At 63.3% G+C, this 16,852-nt stretch carries 19 protein-coding genes; 18 read left to right on the forward strand and 1 reads right to left on the reverse strand.

Annotated features, from left to right (window positions below; genetic code table 11):
- Positions 1–442 precede the first annotated feature (442 nt).
- The 18 genes from flgF to NUW12_12285 all read left to right on the forward strand — a co-directional run bounded on the left by flgF (position 443) and on the right by NUW12_12285 (position 16,261).
- The gene (gene flgF / locus NUW12_12200; GenBank protein MCR4403510.1) at positions 443–1,216 is read left to right on the forward strand and encodes a flagellar basal-body rod protein FlgF; all 774 of its coding nucleotides are present in this window, start codon (positions 443–445) and stop codon (positions 1,214–1,216) included.
- A 249-nt stretch (positions 1,217–1,465) separates the two neighbouring features.
- A complete protein-coding gene (flgG, locus tag NUW12_12205; protein MCR4403511.1) occupies positions 1,466–2,254 on the forward strand; it encodes a flagellar basal-body rod protein FlgG in 789 nt (262 codons plus the stop codon).
- A 21-nt stretch (positions 2,255–2,275) separates the two neighbouring features.
- Positions 2,276–3,286 (forward strand): flagellar basal body P-ring formation chaperone FlgA, encoded by a 1,011-nt coding sequence (flgA, locus tag NUW12_12210; GenBank protein MCR4403512.1) that lies wholly within the window; start codon positions 2,276–2,278, stop codon positions 3,284–3,286.
- Positions 3,287–3,503: 217 nt separating this feature from the next.
- Complete coding sequence (locus NUW12_12215; protein MCR4403513.1) at positions 3,504–4,049, forward strand: flagellar basal body L-ring protein FlgH; 546 nt, start codon at positions 3,504–3,506, stop codon at positions 4,047–4,049.
- A gap of 45 nt (positions 4,050–4,094) precedes the next feature.
- Positions 4,095–5,273 carry a flagellar basal body P-ring protein FlgI gene (locus NUW12_12220; protein ID MCR4403514.1) on the forward strand — a complete coding sequence of 393 codons (1,179 nt, stop codon included), beginning with the start codon at positions 4,095–4,097 and terminating at the stop codon, positions 5,271–5,273.
- A 42-nt stretch (positions 5,274–5,315) separates the two neighbouring features.
- On the forward strand, positions 5,316–5,789 hold the full coding sequence (locus NUW12_12225) for a rod-binding protein (protein MCR4403515.1): 474 nt from the start codon (positions 5,316–5,318) through the stop codon (positions 5,787–5,789).
- A 65-nt stretch (positions 5,790–5,854) separates the two neighbouring features.
- Positions 5,855–6,151, forward strand: coding sequence for a flagellar biosynthesis anti-sigma factor FlgM (flgM, locus tag NUW12_12230; protein MCR4403516.1), 297 nt, complete (start codon positions 5,855–5,857; stop codon positions 6,149–6,151).
- Positions 6,152–6,217: 66 nt separating this feature from the next.
- Positions 6,218–6,742 (forward strand): flagellar protein FlgN, encoded by a 525-nt coding sequence (locus NUW12_12235; GenBank protein MCR4403517.1) that lies wholly within the window; start codon positions 6,218–6,220, stop codon positions 6,740–6,742.
- The gene (flgK, locus tag NUW12_12240; GenBank protein MCR4403518.1) at positions 6,717–8,174 is read left to right on the forward strand and encodes a flagellar hook-associated protein FlgK; all 1,458 of its coding nucleotides are present in this window, start codon (positions 6,717–6,719) and stop codon (positions 8,172–8,174) included. The genes NUW12_12235 and flgK overlap by 26 nt, the downstream gene beginning before the upstream one ends.
- Before the next feature lie 168 nt (positions 8,175–8,342).
- Positions 8,343–9,278, forward strand: coding sequence for a flagellar hook-associated protein FlgL (gene flgL / locus NUW12_12245; GenBank protein MCR4403519.1), 936 nt, complete (start codon positions 8,343–8,345; stop codon positions 9,276–9,278).
- Positions 9,279–9,292: 14 nt separating this feature from the next.
- Positions 9,293–11,518, forward strand: a complete 2,226-nt coding sequence (locus tag NUW12_12250; GenBank protein ID MCR4403520.1) for a chemotaxis protein CheA — start codon at positions 9,293–9,295, stop codon at positions 11,516–11,518.
- 37 nt (positions 11,519–11,555) lie between these two features.
- Positions 11,556–12,209 (forward strand): chemotaxis protein CheC, encoded by a 654-nt coding sequence (locus NUW12_12255; GenBank protein ID MCR4403521.1) that lies wholly within the window; start codon positions 11,556–11,558, stop codon positions 12,207–12,209.
- Positions 12,210–12,566 (forward strand): response regulator, encoded by a 357-nt coding sequence (locus NUW12_12260; GenBank protein MCR4403522.1) that lies wholly within the window; start codon positions 12,210–12,212, stop codon positions 12,564–12,566.
- Between the two features lie 35 nt (positions 12,567–12,601).
- Positions 12,602–13,651 (forward strand): chemotaxis response regulator protein-glutamate methylesterase, encoded by a 1,050-nt coding sequence (locus NUW12_12265; protein ID MCR4403523.1) that lies wholly within the window; start codon positions 12,602–12,604, stop codon positions 13,649–13,651.
- 16 nt (positions 13,652–13,667) lie between these two features.
- The gene (locus NUW12_12270) at positions 13,668–14,492 is read left to right on the forward strand and encodes a protein-glutamate O-methyltransferase CheR (GenBank protein MCR4403524.1); all 825 of its coding nucleotides are present in this window, start codon (positions 13,668–13,670) and stop codon (positions 14,490–14,492) included.
- Positions 14,482–15,450: an HD domain-containing protein gene (locus NUW12_12275; GenBank protein MCR4403525.1), complete on the forward strand. Its 969-nt coding sequence runs from the start codon at positions 14,482–14,484 to the stop codon at positions 15,448–15,450. The genes NUW12_12270 and NUW12_12275 overlap by 11 nt, the downstream gene beginning before the upstream one ends.
- Before the next feature lie 141 nt (positions 15,451–15,591).
- Positions 15,592–16,020: a flagellar assembly protein FliW gene (gene fliW / locus NUW12_12280; protein ID MCR4403526.1), complete on the forward strand. Its 429-nt coding sequence runs from the start codon at positions 15,592–15,594 to the stop codon at positions 16,018–16,020.
- Positions 16,021–16,024: 4 nt separating this feature from the next.
- Complete coding sequence (locus tag NUW12_12285; GenBank protein MCR4403527.1) at positions 16,025–16,261, forward strand: carbon storage regulator; 237 nt, start codon at positions 16,025–16,027, stop codon at positions 16,259–16,261.
- Here NUW12_12285 and NUW12_12290 read toward each other — a convergent pair.
- Positions 16,191–16,727 (reverse strand): chemotaxis protein CheW, encoded by a 537-nt coding sequence (locus NUW12_12290; protein ID MCR4403528.1) that lies wholly within the window; start codon positions 16,725–16,727, stop codon positions 16,191–16,193. The two genes, NUW12_12285 and NUW12_12290, sit on opposite strands and share 71 nt — an antisense overlap.
- Between the last annotated feature and the right edge of the window lie 125 nt (positions 16,728–16,852).

Raw genomic sequence — 16,852 nt, forward strand, 5'->3', positions numbered from 1 at the left:
GTTCACCGCGACCGAGCATAGCTGGTGTGAGCGTTGGGTTTTGCACCCGGTGGGTCGCGGCCAGGTCGGTTGCCCCAGGGTTGGCACGCGAGTTGCTATGTCCATGAGGCGAGTGTTCTCCGCTCAAGGCATAAGGGCCCTTTGCCGCTCCTATCGGCGCTCTTGGCCCCCGGCTCCCGGTTCGCTACCGGGGATCGGGGCTCAGGCTTGCGGTCGCGGTGACGATGGCCGCCGCGGTCGCGGAGCCAGCTGCAAACGCACGCGGAGCTTGGCATGCGGAGGGAGTTCATTCCAGCACTTGGCCTGCGCGCGGCTGAAGGCTGGGCACGGTGCGATGCGTGCACGACACACGGGCGATGAAGGCGGGTCTGCCGAGGACCCATCACCCGGCCACAACCCGAGGACCCGCCTGTGCTTGGGAAGTTGGGAAGGAGGTGACGGGTTGGTTCGCGGTCTGTACGCGGCAGCATCCGGCATGGTCGCCGGGATGCTCCAGCAGGACGTGATCGCTCAGAATCTGGCCAATATCGACACACCGGGCTACAAGAGAGACGTTGCTCTCGTGGGCTCTTTCGGCCGGGAAATGGCGGTCCGCGTGGAGAGGCAAGTCGCGGGGCAACTCGCGAGGTCCGTGCCCCTCGGGTGGGTGGGCTTTGGCTCTCACGTCAGGGGGACGGGGTTCGACAAGAGCGATGGGCCGATTGTGGAAACCGGCGCGCCGCTGGACCTCGCTATCCAGGGCGACGGCTACTTCGTAGTGGAGCGGGCGGAAGGTGCGGCATACACGCGCAGCGGTTCGTTCACCCTCAACGCCGAGGGGGAGCTCGTGACGCAGCAAGGAGCCCCTGTGCTGGGTGAGTCGGGGCGAATCGTAATACCCTCGGGTGCCAACGTGGAGGTGCGGGGCGACGGCTCTGTCGTGGTCGACGGCAAGATGGTGGCAAGGCTCAGGCTCGTGTCCTTCGACTACGGCTTCACGCCTGAGAAGGCCGGCCAAGATGTGTTCGTGGCTCCCCGTGGGATGGCGCGATCGATAGAGGCGGGGGACGGGACCGTTGTGCGGCAGGGTTTTCTCGAGATGTCCAACGTGAGCGCCGTGAAGGAACTGGTTCAGATGATCGCGGGGATGCGGGCGTACGAAGCGTGCCAGAGGGTGGTGTGGTTCCTGGACCAGACGCTTGACAAGTCCATAAACGATGTCGGGAGACCGGCTTGAGTCGGTGGGTGGCTGGACCGCGCAAGCGGAGGCCATGGGCCGCTGAGCGACTGAGGCGGCTCGAATGGGACGTGGGACGTAGAGAAATCCAGACAGGCTCTCGGGACGGCTCTCCCGATGGGTTCAGAGCATGCGCGCTTAGGGCGCAGCTCGAACCGCTAGGGTTTGGGTCGTCTTTGTTGTCTTTCAACGTTGGTTTCCATCCGGTCCGAGGGGGACCGGCAGAAGGCGGAAGGCGGTGAACGAGAGATGATGAGGGCGCTCTGGAGCGCGGCCACGGGGATGCTGGCGAAGCAGCTCAACATGGACGTCATCGCCAACAACCTGGCCAACCTGAACACATACGGGTTCAAGAGGAGCAGGGTGGATTTTCAAGACCTGATGTACCAGAACCTTCGCACGTCTGGGTCGACGGTGGCGGAAGGCGCAAAGGTGCCCGCCGGCATAGAGGTTGGCCTCGGCACGAGGCCTGCCGCGATCCAGCGGATCTTCTCGCAAGGCGACTTCATTCAGACTGAAGGGCCTCTGGACCTCGTGATTGAGGGCGACGGCTTCTTCCAGGTCCTCATGCCGGACGGCACGGTGGCCTACACGAGGGACGGCTCGTTCAAGATGGACAGCGAGGGGAGGATCGTCACGTCCGACGGTTTTCCCATCGAGCCGGAGATAACCATCCCCCCCGAGGCTGTGGACCTGTCCATAGGAACCGACGGTACGGTGTCGGTGATCCTGGCAGGCGAGAGCGAGCCTCAGGAGCTCGGCAAGATAGAGCTGGCGAAGTTCGTGAACCCGGCAGGCCTGTCTGCCGTGGGGCGCAACCTGTTCACGGCAACAGCCGCGTCGGGCCAGCCGGTGGTGGGCACTCCAGGGCTCGAGGGTTTCGGGACCATATCCCAAGGATTCCTGGAGATGTCGAACGTGAAGGTGGTCGAGGAGATGGTCAACATGATAATCGCGCAGCGCGCGTACGAGGTGAACTCCAAGGCCATCCAAACGTCCGACGACATGCTGTCGATAGCGAACAACCTCAAGCGCTGATGAAGTGCGGGTGAGCGCGGCGTGACCGCAGTGTGTGCTCCATCTTGCAAAGGCCTCCTTGCGAGGGCGGCGACCCTCGCAGCGGCGCTGGTCCTCGCTGTGGGTTGCCGCGTCGAGTCCGGAGAGGCGAGGATCAGGATCGATGTCTCTGGCCGGGCCGAGGTCAAGGGGGCGGTGATCAAGCTCGGAGACATCGCCGATGTCAGCTGGCTGGCGGGGGACGAGGGCGCGGCAGTCCGACTGCGAGAGATCGAGGTCGGCAGGTCGCCTCTTCCCGGCCGGGAACGGACTCTGAGCCTCGCCGTAGTCCGCACGAGGTTGCGACAGGCGGGGTTCGACCCGGCCGAGATGGTCATCACCGGCCCAAGCACCATAATCGTGAGAACGCGCCCCGTGCTGGTGGACGCAGACGACATCGCGGCCGCCGTGCGGGACTACGTGACCGCCAAGATGCCTTGGGACGCACACGAAGCAGAGGTGGACGCCCTTGTCGATCCCCGCGATCAAGTCCTCGTCCCGGAAGGAGAGATCTCGCTTGTGGTGGAGGCCTTGACCTCCACGAAGTTCATCGGAAGCACGAGCGTCAAGGTCACCGTCCTCGTGGACGGCGCAGCTTACTGTTCCTTTCCGGTGCGCGTTAGAGTGGACGTGGTCAAAGGTGTGGTCGTGGCAGCAAGGACGATCGAGAGGCACGAGACGATCGAGCCGTCGGACGTGCGCCTGGAAACGAGGGATCTTGCAGGCGTCCCTGCGGGCGCGGCTTTCGACCTCGAGGCCGTGGTAGGCATGAGAGCGAGTCACACGATCCCCGCGGGGCGGGTTGTAGTGAAATCCAGCGTTGACCCGCCGCCTCTCGTGCGCAAGGGTGACGCCGTGACCATAGAGGCTGTCTTGGCCGGCGTCACGGTGTCGGCTTCGGGAGAGGCGCTCGAGGACGGCTGCGAGGGAGCCCTCATTCGCGTCAGGAACTCGGCCACAGGGACGATCGTCCGCGCGAAGGTGGTTTCTCCCGGAGTGGTTCACGCCACATGACACGTCGTCTCACCTGTGGCTGCCGGGAGCCTGCCGGGAGCCACGGCTGAATTGGGCCGGAACTCCAAGATTGCTGCGGGGTGATGCAGCTGTGTCCATGACATGCCCGACCAGTGTAAAACGCCCTAGCACCAGTAGGCGAGCACGCATCGTTGCCGCGCTGCTGCTCTTCGCGTGCTTCGCCGCAGATAGCGGTGGTATCCATGGTGGACAGCGGGTGGGCGCGGCGGACGTTTCGTCCTCGCTATGGAGCGATGAAGCCAACTCGCTTTTTTCGGACCACAAGGCGAGACGGGTTGGGGACCTCATCACCGTGCTCATCTCCGAGCGGTCCTACGCCAGCAACAATGCCCAGACTTCCACGGGGAAGGGGGCCGGGCTTACCGTCGCCGAGGGAGTCGGATGGCTGTCGTTCCTGCCCGAGACGGGCTTTTCATCCAACGTCAAGTCCACCGGAAGAAACTCCACTTCCCGGTCTGGGAACCTGGTCGCAAGGATGACCGCAAGGATCACGGAGGTGCTGCCCGACGGGAACCTCAAGATAGAGGGCACGCAGGCAGTCGTGATCAACAGGGAGAGGCAGGATATCGTCATCACGGGGATCGTGAGGCCGGAAGACATCGGCGCGGACAACACGGTGCTCTCGACGTACATCGCGGGCGCGGAGATCAAGTACGAGGGTTCGCTCAACAGCGAACAGAGGAAGGGCTTGCTTTCGTATCTCGGGCGGTTCTTCGACGGGATACTCGACTTCTTGTTCTGACGGGGTCTCGCGACCGGTAGCGAGCAGCGGGAGGTGGAACCTACCGTGAGATTGAGCGAGACGAGATCGACTGAGGCTGACGGAACCTTCTCGTTTCGGAGGGAAGCCAATGACCTTGAAGAAAGACGGCTCGCCGCGCGCCTGCAGCGGGCGCGAGGCCGCCACGGACGCGGGCTCGTGCTGCTGGCAGAGTGCATAGTGTTGGTGGCCGCGCTCGCCGGGCTCGCGCCGGCTGCCCGCGCCGCGTCGCGGATCGGGGACATCGCGAGGGTCGAGAGCGTTAGGGACAACGATCTCATCGGTTACGGCCTTGTCGTCGGTTTGAAAGGCACGGGGGACTCGGGAGGCGCGATGTTCACCGTCCAGTCGGTGGCGAACATGCTCATGAGATTCGGCGTCAAGGTCACGCCGGACCAGATGCGGGTGAAGAACGTGGCAGCCGTCATGGTTACGACGAAACTACCGGCCTTCGCCCGGGTCGGAGACAGGCTCGATGTCGTGGTATCGTCGCTCGGTGACGCTCGAAGCCTCGAAGGAGGGACACTCCTGCTGACGCCGCTCCTTGGGCCGGATGAGAGGATGTACGCGGCCGCACAGGGGACCATCTCACTCGGCGGCGGGTCTGGCGGCAGCGCCCGCCAGAACACTCATCCGACGGTGGCCCGGATACCTCAAGGTGCCACAGTGGAGCGGGAGCTTGTCTCCACCATTGCCGGGTCGGGCGGCGGCAAGCTCACCTTGGCGTTGTTCAGGCCCGACTTCGCCACCGCGGACAGGGTGGCGAAAGCGATTTGCGCACGCCTTGGCGAGGGCGCTGCCAAGGCTACAGACGCCGGCGCAGTGGAGGTCCGAGTGCCGGCCGAGTACGCCGATAACCTAGTGGGACTGGTGGCGCTCGTCGGGGCGATCCCTGTTGAGGCGGACATGACTGCCCGGGTAGTATTCAACGAGCGCACCGGCACCGTCGTCATCGGCGGCAGCGTCAGAGTGCTCCCGGCCGTGGTGTCCCACGGCGGCCTGAGGGTGCAGGTGGCGGCGAAGACCGACACTGACGTTGCCAACAGCGGACAGGCGGGCGCCGTGTTTGACGTCTCGTCTGTGGACACCGTGGACGCCCTCGTGGCGGCGCTCAACGCCGTCGGTGCGACGTCCCAGGACATCATAGCCATTCTGCAGGCGCTCAGGGAGTGCGGCGCCCTCCTCGCGGAGATAGAAGTCCTCTAGAAGCTGGCGATGCACGAGTCACTCATGACAGGGGGCGGACCCATGAGCGATTTGAGAGTGAGCGGTCTTGGGAGTGACACCAGCGTCCTTGCTGCCTTGCTCCGCACGCGGGCGGGAGGGCCGCTCGGCACCGGGTCTGGGGGCAGGGGCAGCGGCGGAGCTGCCGTGGTGGGGGCGAGCGCAGGCAGCAGAGACGAGGGCACTGACACACGCGCCGACCTGAGGGAGGCATGCGAGCAGCTGGAATCGGTGTTCCTGGAGCAGCTTCTCAAGGAAATGCGTCGAACCGTTCAGAGGGACGGTCTATTCGGCGGCGGGCGCGGCGAGGACTGGTTTCAAAGTATGTTCGACCAAGAGATTTCTGAGGCGATGGCTCGGCGCGGGGGCATAGGCCTTGCCGAGATCATCTATCGACAGCTGTCACGACAAGCGGCTTTGCCGTCGCAGCTGGGAGGCCATCGGCCGAGCGGCTCCGGCCTCAACCTCAGTGGGGCAGAAGAGTCCTCGGAGGGCTAAACACCTGCCTCGATTTGCCGATAAGATCACCGAGACCGAGTTGGCATCCGAGAGAGGTGCGTGCAGTGAAGATCGAGAACGAGGGACTGCGCAGGCTCCTCAGCAGGTACGCGGAGCAAGCCGAGGCCACGAAGCCAAAGGAAGCTCGGGAGGCCCAAGAGACACGGGAGAAGGCGGATGCGGACGCAGACGAGGTCGTCGTCTCCGACCGTGCGCGTGAGCTGCAGCGCGCGCACCAGAGGCTGGATGAGATCGCTGCCGCGAGAAAGGCGAGGGTTGAGGCCATCAGCAGAGACGTCGAGACCGGCGCCTACAAGGTGAGCGGCGACATGGTCGCCCGCAAGCTCTTGAAGCAGTCTTGAGCACCTTGGCGGCGGAGGCCACGCCCGGCCTCGCGACGTGCGGCCGCGCGGGGTGAGTGAACGGAAATGCGAGACGTAGTTCGAAGGTGCAACGAGATCCTCGGTCTTCTCGAGGAAGAGGTCGCCCTTCACAGGGATCTCCTCGACCTCTCCCGCCGGGAGCAGGGGTGTCTCGTTTCTTTTGATGCCGACGCCCTCGCGGCCACGCTGCGTGACGTCGAGGCCGTGGTCGCGAAAATACGCGCCATGATGGACATGCGGCTCGCCCTCTTGCGAGAGGTGGCGCGGGACATGGGCATGGGTTCTGACCCGGGGCGGGACGGCGCGGCATGCGAGGAGATCATGTCCTCGGCCGGAGAGGAGTGCGCCGAGAGGTACAGGAGCATAGTCCATCAGCTTGCGCCGGTCCTCGAGGAGCACGCCGTGATCAACAGCGGGAACCTGGTGCTCATTGGCAACATCCTTGACTACATCGACTTTGCTGCTGGGCTATGCGCGAGTCGCAAAGGCCTGAACACCTATTCCGTGAACGCCACGGCGTCCAGGAGAAAGGCGGGAAAGCCGTATGCGCTCCACTTTTCTCGCCCTTGAGACCGCAAGGCGGGCTCTCGTCGCGCATCAGAGAGCGCTCGAGGTGACCAGCCACAATATCGCTAACGCGGGGACTCCCGGTTACGTCCGGCGCGAGCCCATCCTCTCGGCCACCCCGGGCTACGTCGTGGAAACGGGCGCCGGCTTCAAGCGGCCGGGCACGGTCGGCACGGGAGTGGAGATAGTCAGGATAAAACGAGTCTTCGACGGGTTCGTGGAGAGCCGGCTTCGTCAAGCCGGTGTTACGCTCGGCATGTGGGAAGGCAGAAGCGAAGCCCTTTCGCAGGTGGAGGCTGTCCTCGGTGAGCCTTCAGACGCGGGACTGGCAGACGCTCTAGGCAAGTTCTTCGCGGCGTGGGATGAGCTTTCGAAGCGGCCTGAGAGCATCGCCGCGCGGACGGCCTTGGTTGAGGAGGCCAAGACGCTCGGGTCGTATTTCGATGACGTGCTTCGCGGCTTGAGAGAGCTGGCTCGCGACCTGGACGATGGAACAGCCGCCCGGGTCGACGAGATAAACTCCCTCGCTAGGGAGATAGCGGCGCAGAACAAAGAGATAGTGAGGATCACCGCCATCGGGAACGATCCCGCTGATCTCAAAGACGCTCGGGACGTTGCAATCCAGCGTCTTTCGAGGCTCGTGAACATCAGCGCGTTCGAGACGAAAGACGGGTCCGTGGTGGTCGAGATCGGCTCCGGGGAGCTGGTGAGAGGAGACGCATGGAACGCGCTGCGGTTTGAGCCCGGAACGTTGCCCGGGGAGGTGCTCGGCCCAGGGGTGGAGCCACAGGAATCCCGGGTGGTTTGGGCGGCTGACGGCAGTCCGGCGGGTGTCAGTGGCGGTGAGGTAGGCGGGATGATGCAAGCCAGGAACGTCGACATCGCGGGGTATTTCGATGGCCTACAAGCCCTGGCAACGACGCTGGCGAGCGAGGTCAACACGCTTCATCGCAGCGGGTACGGCATCGACGATCTCGCGACGCACGGGATAGACTTCTTCGTGTTCGACCCCGGCCGTCGCACGCTCTCAGTCAACCCAGAGCTCGACCCGGAGGCCGGGGGGGATGTGGCGAGAGTGGGCGCGGCAGCCGCGCCCGGACTAGCGGGTGACGGCTCCGTCGCACTCAGTATCGCCGGTCTCGAGGACGCTCTCACCATGGGCGGCGGCAAGGTGAGCTTCGCAGGGTTCTACGAGCAGCTCATCGCTGATATAGGAACGAACGTCCGCCAGGCCGCGCACATGGTGCAGGTGCACGAGGCTTCGCTCCAGCAGTACAGCAATAACAAGGACAGCATCTCCGGGGTGGCCATCGATGAGGAAATGGTGAACCTCATGCGTTATCAACGAGCTTACGAGGCCGCTGCGAGGCTTGCCACCGTGATAGACGAGATGTTGGATACGCTCATCAACGGAACGGGCATGGTCGGCAGGTAAGCCCTCGCTTGGTCGACGGATTGAGTGTGCAGACGCGAATCGTGCTGGGGTGCTTCAGGACTTGCGGCCGCCTGAGCGTCTTGCAGACCCGAGTTCGTCAGAGGAGCCGCTCGCGGCCGCTCGCGGCGGCGGCTGGCTCGGGCTCGTCGTCCAGAGGAGGTGATGCGATTGCGCATAAGCACCAGCTACCTCTTGAACAATCTCTCCAGGGACATCGCCCGGCAGCTCGCACGGATGCAAAGACTCTCAGAGGATATATCCACCACGAAGCGGGTGAGGAAGCCTTCCGATGACCCGATCGCGGCGTCGCGAGGCTTGGCTATCCGCGCGCTCCGAGCGGGTGTGGCGCAACACAAGGCCAACATAGACGATGCCAGGGATTGGCTGGGAGCCACGGAGCAAGCTCTCGTGAAGGCGCAGCAGGTGTTCGAGAACGCAGCCGACGCCGCCATTCGCGCGGGGAACGATGCTCTCTCCGACGACGAACGGCACGCCCTCGCACAGGACGTCGACGGCCTCATCTCCGAGCTGGTAGACCTCGCTAACACGCAGTACGACGGGAGGTACATCTTCGCGGGCCTCAAGACGTTGACGAGGCCTTTCGTTCTGAGCGACGGGCCCGGCATTCCGAGCTACGTAGTCACCTACGAGGGCGCCGACGGCGCCAAGCGAATCGAGGTTGAGCCGGGCACGACCATGCAAGTGAACACGAACGGCGGTGAGGTGTTCATGCAGGGCATCGCGCAGGCAGGCGCGAGGGACCTCTTCGAGATCCTGGTCGACCTCCGTGACCACCTATTGGCCGGCGGCCAATCGCCCACGTTTCACGACGACATCGCTTCTGACATCGCGGCGACCCAGGCGGCACAGGACAGGATCTTGAACGAGGTCACAAGCATAGGGGCAAAGGCCAGGCGCCTCGATAGGGCGTCGGAGAGTCTTGCGCGCGACGAGGTTGAGCTAGCAGCTCTGCTGTCCAAGGCGGAGGATGCCGATGTATTCAAGGCCATAGCAGACCTGCAGTTGCAGGAGACGGTTTACAGAGCGGCGCTCAACGCGGCCGCCGGGTTGATGCAAGTCTCTTTGGTCGACTTCTTGCGGTAAGGGTCGGTGACGAAGTGGCGGAAGGATACACTCTTAGTCCCGAAGACGTGAAGCTCTTCCTCGACGAGACCCTCGATCAGCTCGAGGTTCTGGAGGAGGAGATAGTCAAGCTGGAGGGAGAAGGACACGACCCGCACCTCCTTCAGGACATGTTCCGGATCGCGCACACCGTCAAAGGCTCGTCGGCGACCGTGGGACATTCGAGCATGTCCACCCTTGCTCATGCAATGGAGGACGTGTTTGCGGCGATGCGCGACGGCAGGCTGGCGCCTTGCCGGGAACTCGTGAACGTGCTCTTGGAAGCGGTGGATGGCCTTCGGCGGCTCGCGGCGGAATTCGAGACGGCAGGTGGTTCGGGCACCGAAGGCGAGGACGGGATCGACGTCGGGGCCCTCGTGGCAAGGCTGTCGGAGTCCGCATCCCTCGGAGCGGGCGCATACGAGGTGCGGGTGAGGTTCGCCGAAGACACCGTGATGCCCCCTGTGCGTGCGCTGCAAGTGATCCAAGCGCTCCAGGGGCTCGGCACGGTGGCGGGGTCGCGTCCGTCGATCGATGAGATCAGAGCGGAGAAGGCTGGTCTCGATCTCTCGGCAGTCTTGGTGCTCACGGCGCATGTCGAGGAGGCGGAGGTCGAGAGAAAGGTACGCGAGGTCAGCGATGTGCGGAGCGTGGAGGTATGCCGTTTCAGGTCGGAGGACCACGAGCGTGACGCTCGTGGCGCTGAGGGTGGTGTGGATGCCAAGGCATCTGCTTCACCCGGGCCCGGTGCGGAGGTGCAGTCGGGTGTTCATGACGGAGCGGTGACGCCTGGCGACACCGATCGTGTCGACGGGAGGCAACGGGAGTCGGGTGGCAACGGCGGGGCCGAGAACGGTGGGGAGCCTCAGCCCACGGATGTCCCGAGGCTCTTGGGCAGGGCACAAGGAGAGACCATTCGCGTCGGCATAGAGGCGTTCGACAGGCTCGTTCGAATAGTATCCGAGCTTGCGATAGACGAGGCGAGACTGGCCGAGGTACAGAAACGCCTTTCGCTGCTGGAAGGGCGCCTGGACTGCATCGAGGACCTCGAGCAGATAACCTCGCATATGGCTCGGCTCACGACGGAGCTCCAAGAGGAAGTCATGAAAGCCAGGATGACCCCGCTGGCGAGCCTCTTCAAGCGGTTCCCCAGAATGGTTCGGGATACCGCGTCCAGCTCTGGCAAGCTGGTGGATTTCGTGGTCGAAGGGGAGGACACCGAGCTCGATCGCGCACTGATAGAAGAAGTAGCTGACCCCATAATCCACCTCCTTAGGAACGCTGTGGGGCATGGAATCGAGCCGCCCGAGGAGCGAGTGCGACGCGGAAAGCCAGAGAAGGGAAGGGTGAGGCTGGCTGCGCGACACGTGGAAGACCGCGTCGTGATAGTGGTGGAAGACGACGGCGGGGGCATTGACCTGGTGCGAGTCCGCGAGGCGGCCGTTCGCAAAGGGCTCATAGCCCCCGAGGCTGCGGAAGCTCTCTCGGACGAGGAGACCATAGAGCTCATCTTCCAGCCGGGATTCTCAACCGCGAGCCAAGTGAGCGACGTGTCGGGACGAGGCGTGGGTCTGGACATAGTCCGCACGAACATCGAGAAGCTTGGCGGGACTTTGAGAGTGAGAACGTCCCCCGGCAAGGGATCAACCTTCGTCCTGTCGGTGCCGCTTACGCTCGCCGTGTTCAGGGCCCTCCTGGTGGACTCCTGCGGTCAGGAATTCGCTGTGCCGTTGTCGTCGGTGGTAGAGGTCACGCGCGTGTCCCTTTCGGAGGTCAAGCCTGTCGGTCACGGGCAGGCGATAGTCCTCAGGGGCAGAGTGCTTCCCGTCTTTGACTTGAGGGACTTCGCGGGAGGAGGCGGAGGGACGGTTACGATAGATCCCGGCGGCGATCCAGGCGGCGCCCCCGCTGAAGGCGCAGGAAACTTCCTCGAGCGACCCAGCGACCGCGCGTTTGTGGTGGTCGCGAAGTACGAGGACATGCGAGTGGGCATCATCGTCGATTCCCTCCTTGGAGAGCAGGAAATAGTCATCAAGAGCCTCGGCAAGCTCGCAAGGTCCGCCAGGGGTGTGCTCGGAGGGGCTATCCTCGGCGACGGACGCGTCGCCCTCATCCTGGATGTTGCGAGGGTGCTCGAGAAGGCAATGGGCCGCACCCACGTCACCGGACCGGGAGTCGAAGGAGGGAACGAAGATCGCTCCGATTACCAGTTACACTGCTAGCGAACTCGAGACGCTCAAGAGCATTCTGGCAAGAGGGATGGAAAGCGCGGCCTCAGTGCTCTCAGACATGATAGGTCGAAAGATCGCCATGAGCGTGCCCGACGTCTGTCTGGTCGCGCGCGAGGACATCTCAAGGGTTGCAAAGCACAGCGTGGAAGAGCCGACGGTAGGCGTGAGGATCGGGCTCACCGGCGACGTCACGGGCGACGTGATACTCATTTTCCCGCGTCCAAGCGCCTTCAGGTTGGTGGATATTCTCATGGGGAACGCTCCCGGAACGACCACTCACCTGACGGAGATTGGTGGCTCGGCCCTCTGCGAGGTCGGCAACCTTGCGGGTTCCTTCTTCCTGAACTCGCTGGCGGAGGCGACAGGGCTCCGGGCCATGCCCGCTCCGCCGGTGCTCGACGGGGAGACGCTTGTATCCAGGATGCTAGAGGCCTCGGTGGCAACGAGGGAAGGACAGATATCGAACGAAACGCGCAAGGGAAAGCGCGATGGAACGCACGATGAAGTCGGGAAAGGCCCGGGGCATGTGACGAGCGGGGACGCTCTGGTGGCTCAGACCGTGCTCACTCAGAGCCTTGAGAGCGTGGAAGCCCTGTTCTTCATCATGCCTACCAACGACTCTCTCGCAACCATCCTCGATGCGCTGAGCTCGGGCAACGCAAAGGGGAACGGGGTGATGTAAGTGCCCAGGGTGCTCATCGTGGACGACGCGGCGTTCATGAGGATGAGATCGCGGAAGCTTCTGGAAGAGCATGGCTACCAAGTGGAAGAAGCGCAAGACGGGGAGGAGGCCGTCAAGAAGTACGCGGAGACCACCCCAGACGCAGTCCTCATGGACATCACCATGCCTGTGATGGATGGAATCGCCGCGCTGAAAGAGATAAAGAAACGCGACCCGCACGCCAAGGTCATAATGTGCACGGCCGTTGGCCAGCAGTCGCTAGTCATGGAGGCCATCATGGCCGGAGCGCGTGACTACCTCCTGAAGCCCTTCGATCCGGCCAAGGTGCTCGCGTCCCTGAAAAAACTGGTCGGTTGATGACCCGCTACCAACCCAAGAGGGAGACTTGATTCGTGGGCCTGCCAATCAGAGTGCTCGTGGTGGATGACTCGGCCTTTACACGCAAAGTTGTTTCCGATATGCTGGGGTCGGATCCTGATATCACAGTAGTCGACATCGCCAGGGACGGCAGGGCGGCCGTGGAGAAAGCCCGTGCCCTCAGGCCGGACGTCATCACCATGGATGTTGAGATGCCGGTGATGGACGGCCTTGAGGCGCTGCGGGAGATCATGGGGGATCGCCCCGTCCCTGTGGTGATGCTGAGCGCCCTGACGCGGGAGGGGGCCGCGACGACCATTGAGGCGTTGGAACTCGGCGCGGTCGACTTCGTCGCCAAGCCCTCGCACTCGATGACCATTGGGCTCGGTGAGATCCGCGATCAGCTCGTGGCCAAGGTGAAGTTGGCGGCGCGGGCTAAAGTGCGTGTGCCAGCAGCCGCTTCCTCCGGTCGCCTCGGAGGCGGTGAGAGCCGAAAGCCCAGGTCAGGCAAGGAGTCAGACATCGCCGTGGTCATCGGCTCTTCGACCGGCGGTCCTTCCGCGCTCAACCAGGTTCTCCCGGCCTTGCCCGGGGACATTAAGGCGGGCGTGCTCGTCGTCCAGCACATGCCGCCGGGATTCACGAGGTCGCTCGCCGCGAGGCTCGCTGAGGCCTCTGCCATCACGGTGAAAGAGGCCGAGGCGGGGGACAGGCTTGTTGACGGTTTGGCGTTGGTTGCGCCAGGCGGGCACCACCTGTCGGTGACGGGTGCTGGAGAAGTGGTGCTGTCACAAGACCCACCGCGACACGGCGTAAGGCCGTCCGTTGATACGACGATGGAGTCGGCGGCGCGCGTGTATGGGGACAGGTTGGTAGGGGTTGTGCTCACGGGAATGGGCAGGGATGGCGCGGCAGGTATGGCTGCTATCAAGGCGGCAGGCGGGAGGACGATAGCGGAGCATGAGTCTACTTGCGTGATATACGGCATGCCGAAAGCCGTGGTCGAGCAGGGGCTGGCCGATGTGGTCGTTCCCGTCCAGGAGGTGGGCGGTGCTATCGCGCAGATGGTTCGCGAATTAGGGTAGAACTCGATGAACGATGATGAGACTTGGCGTTCCGGGAGTTGCAATAGACGTGCAGGACATGGAGTACGGCCTTTTCCGAAAGAAAGTCATGCAGGCGGTGGGAATTGACCTGGGCTGCTACAAGGAGAACCAAATGAAGCGCAGGTTGGCCGCGGCGCTCACGAGGTCGGGTCACGCCAGTCTCTTCGACTACTGGCGGGCGATGGAGCAAGATCCCACGCTGCTCCGGGACTTCGTGGATTTCGTAACCATAAACGTATCGAGTTTCTTCAGGAACCGAGAGAAGTTTGACGAACTAGCAAGAACCATTCTGCCTGACCTTCTCAAGGTCAGGCGGTCCCTCAAGGTGTGGTCGGCAGGGTGCTCGACGGGCCAAGAGCCTTACACGATCGGCATAGTGCTGAGCGAGCTTACACCCGGTACCGCGCACCGTATCCTTGGAACGGACATCAACGTCTCAGCCCTGAGTCTTGCGCGAGAAGCGGTTTACACGCGAGACGACGTCAAAGAGGTAAGATCGGGGCTCGTGCAGAAGTATTTCACGGTAGAAGGAGACAAGCTGAAGTTGAGGGACTCGGTGCGCCGGATGGTCGAGTTCAGGATCCACAACCTGCTGGCCGACGCGTACGAAGAAGAGTGTGACCTCATTCTCTGCCGGAACGTCATGATATACTTCACCGAGGAAGCCAAGGAGCGGGTGTTCAGGGGGTTCCACACGAGTCTGAGGCCGGGAGGCGTGCTGTTCATCGGAGGCACGGAGACTATCATGAACGCGTCTGAGCTAGGTTTCGAGCTCGTCTCTCCGTTCTTCTACCGTAAGAGGCCCTCGGTTGTCGCGTGAGCCGCGCAAGCCGCGAAATGCTGCTTTGGCTGAGGTGGTTGTCTTGGTTGCCAGAGGGACAAGCGTTGTATCGGAAGATGTGCGAGCTCGAGCTCTCGAGCTCATACAAGATCTGCTCGCCCAGCTCAGAGAGGCGGGCTCCCCCGTCGTCGAGCCTCCCTACGACGACTTGGTCGAAGTCGTTGAGGACATCAAGTCCGACGTATCGAAGGCCGCGCCGCAGGCGCTGGTGTCCTGGACCGCTTTCGACGAACCCGACGAATACGAATACGTACACCCGTTCGACGTGGCCGTGTTCTCAGTGGCAATCGCGCTTGCTTTGGGGGAGAAGGCTCGCATCGTGGACATCGGTCTGGGCGCCCTGCTGCACGATGTGGGGATGGCTCTAGTTCCGGTCGATCCTCGGGTGAGCTATAGGGAGGGCGAAGGGCTCTCGCCCGAGCGGGCGAAGGAGATGCGCGCCCATCCCGAGTTGGGCGTGAAAGTCCTCAGGCAGCACCCGCGCATCTCGGCATTTACGAAGGCCATCGTCGCCCAGCACCACGAGCGCATGGACGGCAGCGGTTACCCCAGGGGTCTTCGCGGGTCGGACACCCATCCGTACTCGCGGATAGTCGCGTGCGCCGACGTGTACAGCTCGATGCTCGCAAGGTCGCGCCTCGACAGGCACATGATGCCCGGCGAGGTAGTCGACTACATGATGAGCGCGGCAGGTTTCGAGCTCGACAAGGATGTGGTGCGGGCGATGCTGGGTTGCGTGTCGCCGTTTCCGGAGGGGGCTTTCGTGCGTCTCAGCACCGGGGAGCTTGCCGTCGTCACAAGGCTCTCCAGGGGAATGGTAACGCGCCCTGTCGTGCGCCTCGTGAGAGAGGACGGCGGAGCGCGGGCGGAAACGACCACCGAGATAGACCTTGCTCGCCCGGAGCACCAGACCACGCTCATAACTGCCATCGAGTGAGCGGGGCGAACGACTTGAGAGACTGAGCTAGGACAGGGTCGACGCTCGTGCCGGCCCGGGGTCGGGGCGTTGTGCGGCGAGGAGCAGGTGGCAAGCGTTATGGAGCCCTCTTGACGTGGTGGGAAGGAGGTGGCGGGCCGGGTGAGGATCGTGTTTGACGAGGGCATCCTGGGCTTCGAGGATGTCCGTGAATATGACCTGATAGAGTCGGACGACCCTGGCCCGTTCAGGTGGCTCCGGGCTACCTCAGGAGACCTCGCGTTCATCGTGGTGGATCCCTCGGTTTTCTGGCCTGACTACGATCCTGACCTGGGCAAGGCTTGCCCGGATCTGGGCGTGACCGGGAGAGACGAAGTCCTCCTGTACGTGATAGTTACCGTGCCGGACGATCCTCTGCTTGCCACGGCGAACCTCTTCGCTCCGATCGTTGTGAACGCGCGTACGGGCAAGGGGAGGCAGGTGCCGCTGCGTGAGTCTGGTTTTCCGCTCGCGGCGTGCGTTTTCCCGGAGAACATACGCCAGGGAAAGGTCGGATTGACCGATGCTTGTCCTGACGCGCAGAAGCGGTGAAAGCGTGATCATCGCCGACGACATCAAGGTCACGGTGATTTCCGTAGACACGAAGGCCGGCAGGGCCTACGTGAAACTGGGGATCACCGCGCCTGCCGACCTCAGAATATACAGAGAGGAGATATACGAGGAGATCAGACGCGAGAACGAAGCCGCGTCCGGTGCCACTCTCACTGACTTCGCTGCGCTTGCCCGGGCGTGGCGGCAAATGAGAGTGCCTGCTCGAGATCGATCAGAGTGATCAGCCTATCTTCCGCCCTAGCGATCCCTACGATGTACGCCAGGCCCGCGCCTTCCCTCGCAAGAGCCTCCGGTCTCTCGATGTCTTGTTCCGGTATGTGCGATACCTTCACCACGGAGTCTACGATCATCCCGATCGTGTCTTGCCCGGCCTGGACCACCACTATCCGTGTGGACGGCGTGACCGGTTCGGCGGGAACTCCCAGGCGCTTGGCCAGGCTCAGCACGGGGATGACCTGGCCGCGCAGGTTGACGACGCCTTCCACATACTCCGGAGCGCTCGGCACCGGGGTTATGGGCTGCATGCGTACTATCTCCCGCACGTCGCTGATGCCTACCGCATAGAGCTCCCTGCCGAGTTGAAACACGACGACATGCCTCGTGGCGGAGACGCTATGGGCGTGGACGTCCCCGGGTTCCGTTCCCCATCTTGCTCCGCTCGCCGGCGCGCTGACTGAGGTGGACACGTTGCAGTCACTCCTCCCTTTTCCTCTTGAATGGCCCCAGATCCATCGAATAGCCTCCAATCCGTCACGCGAACCTGGCCACGAGCTTTTCGAGGTCGGCCGCCATCTTCGCGAGGTCTTGGGCG

This window comes from Bacillota bacterium (genome assembly GCA_024653485.1).
Lineage (GTDB): Bacteria > Bacillota > SHA-98 > UBA4971 > UBA4971 > UBA6256.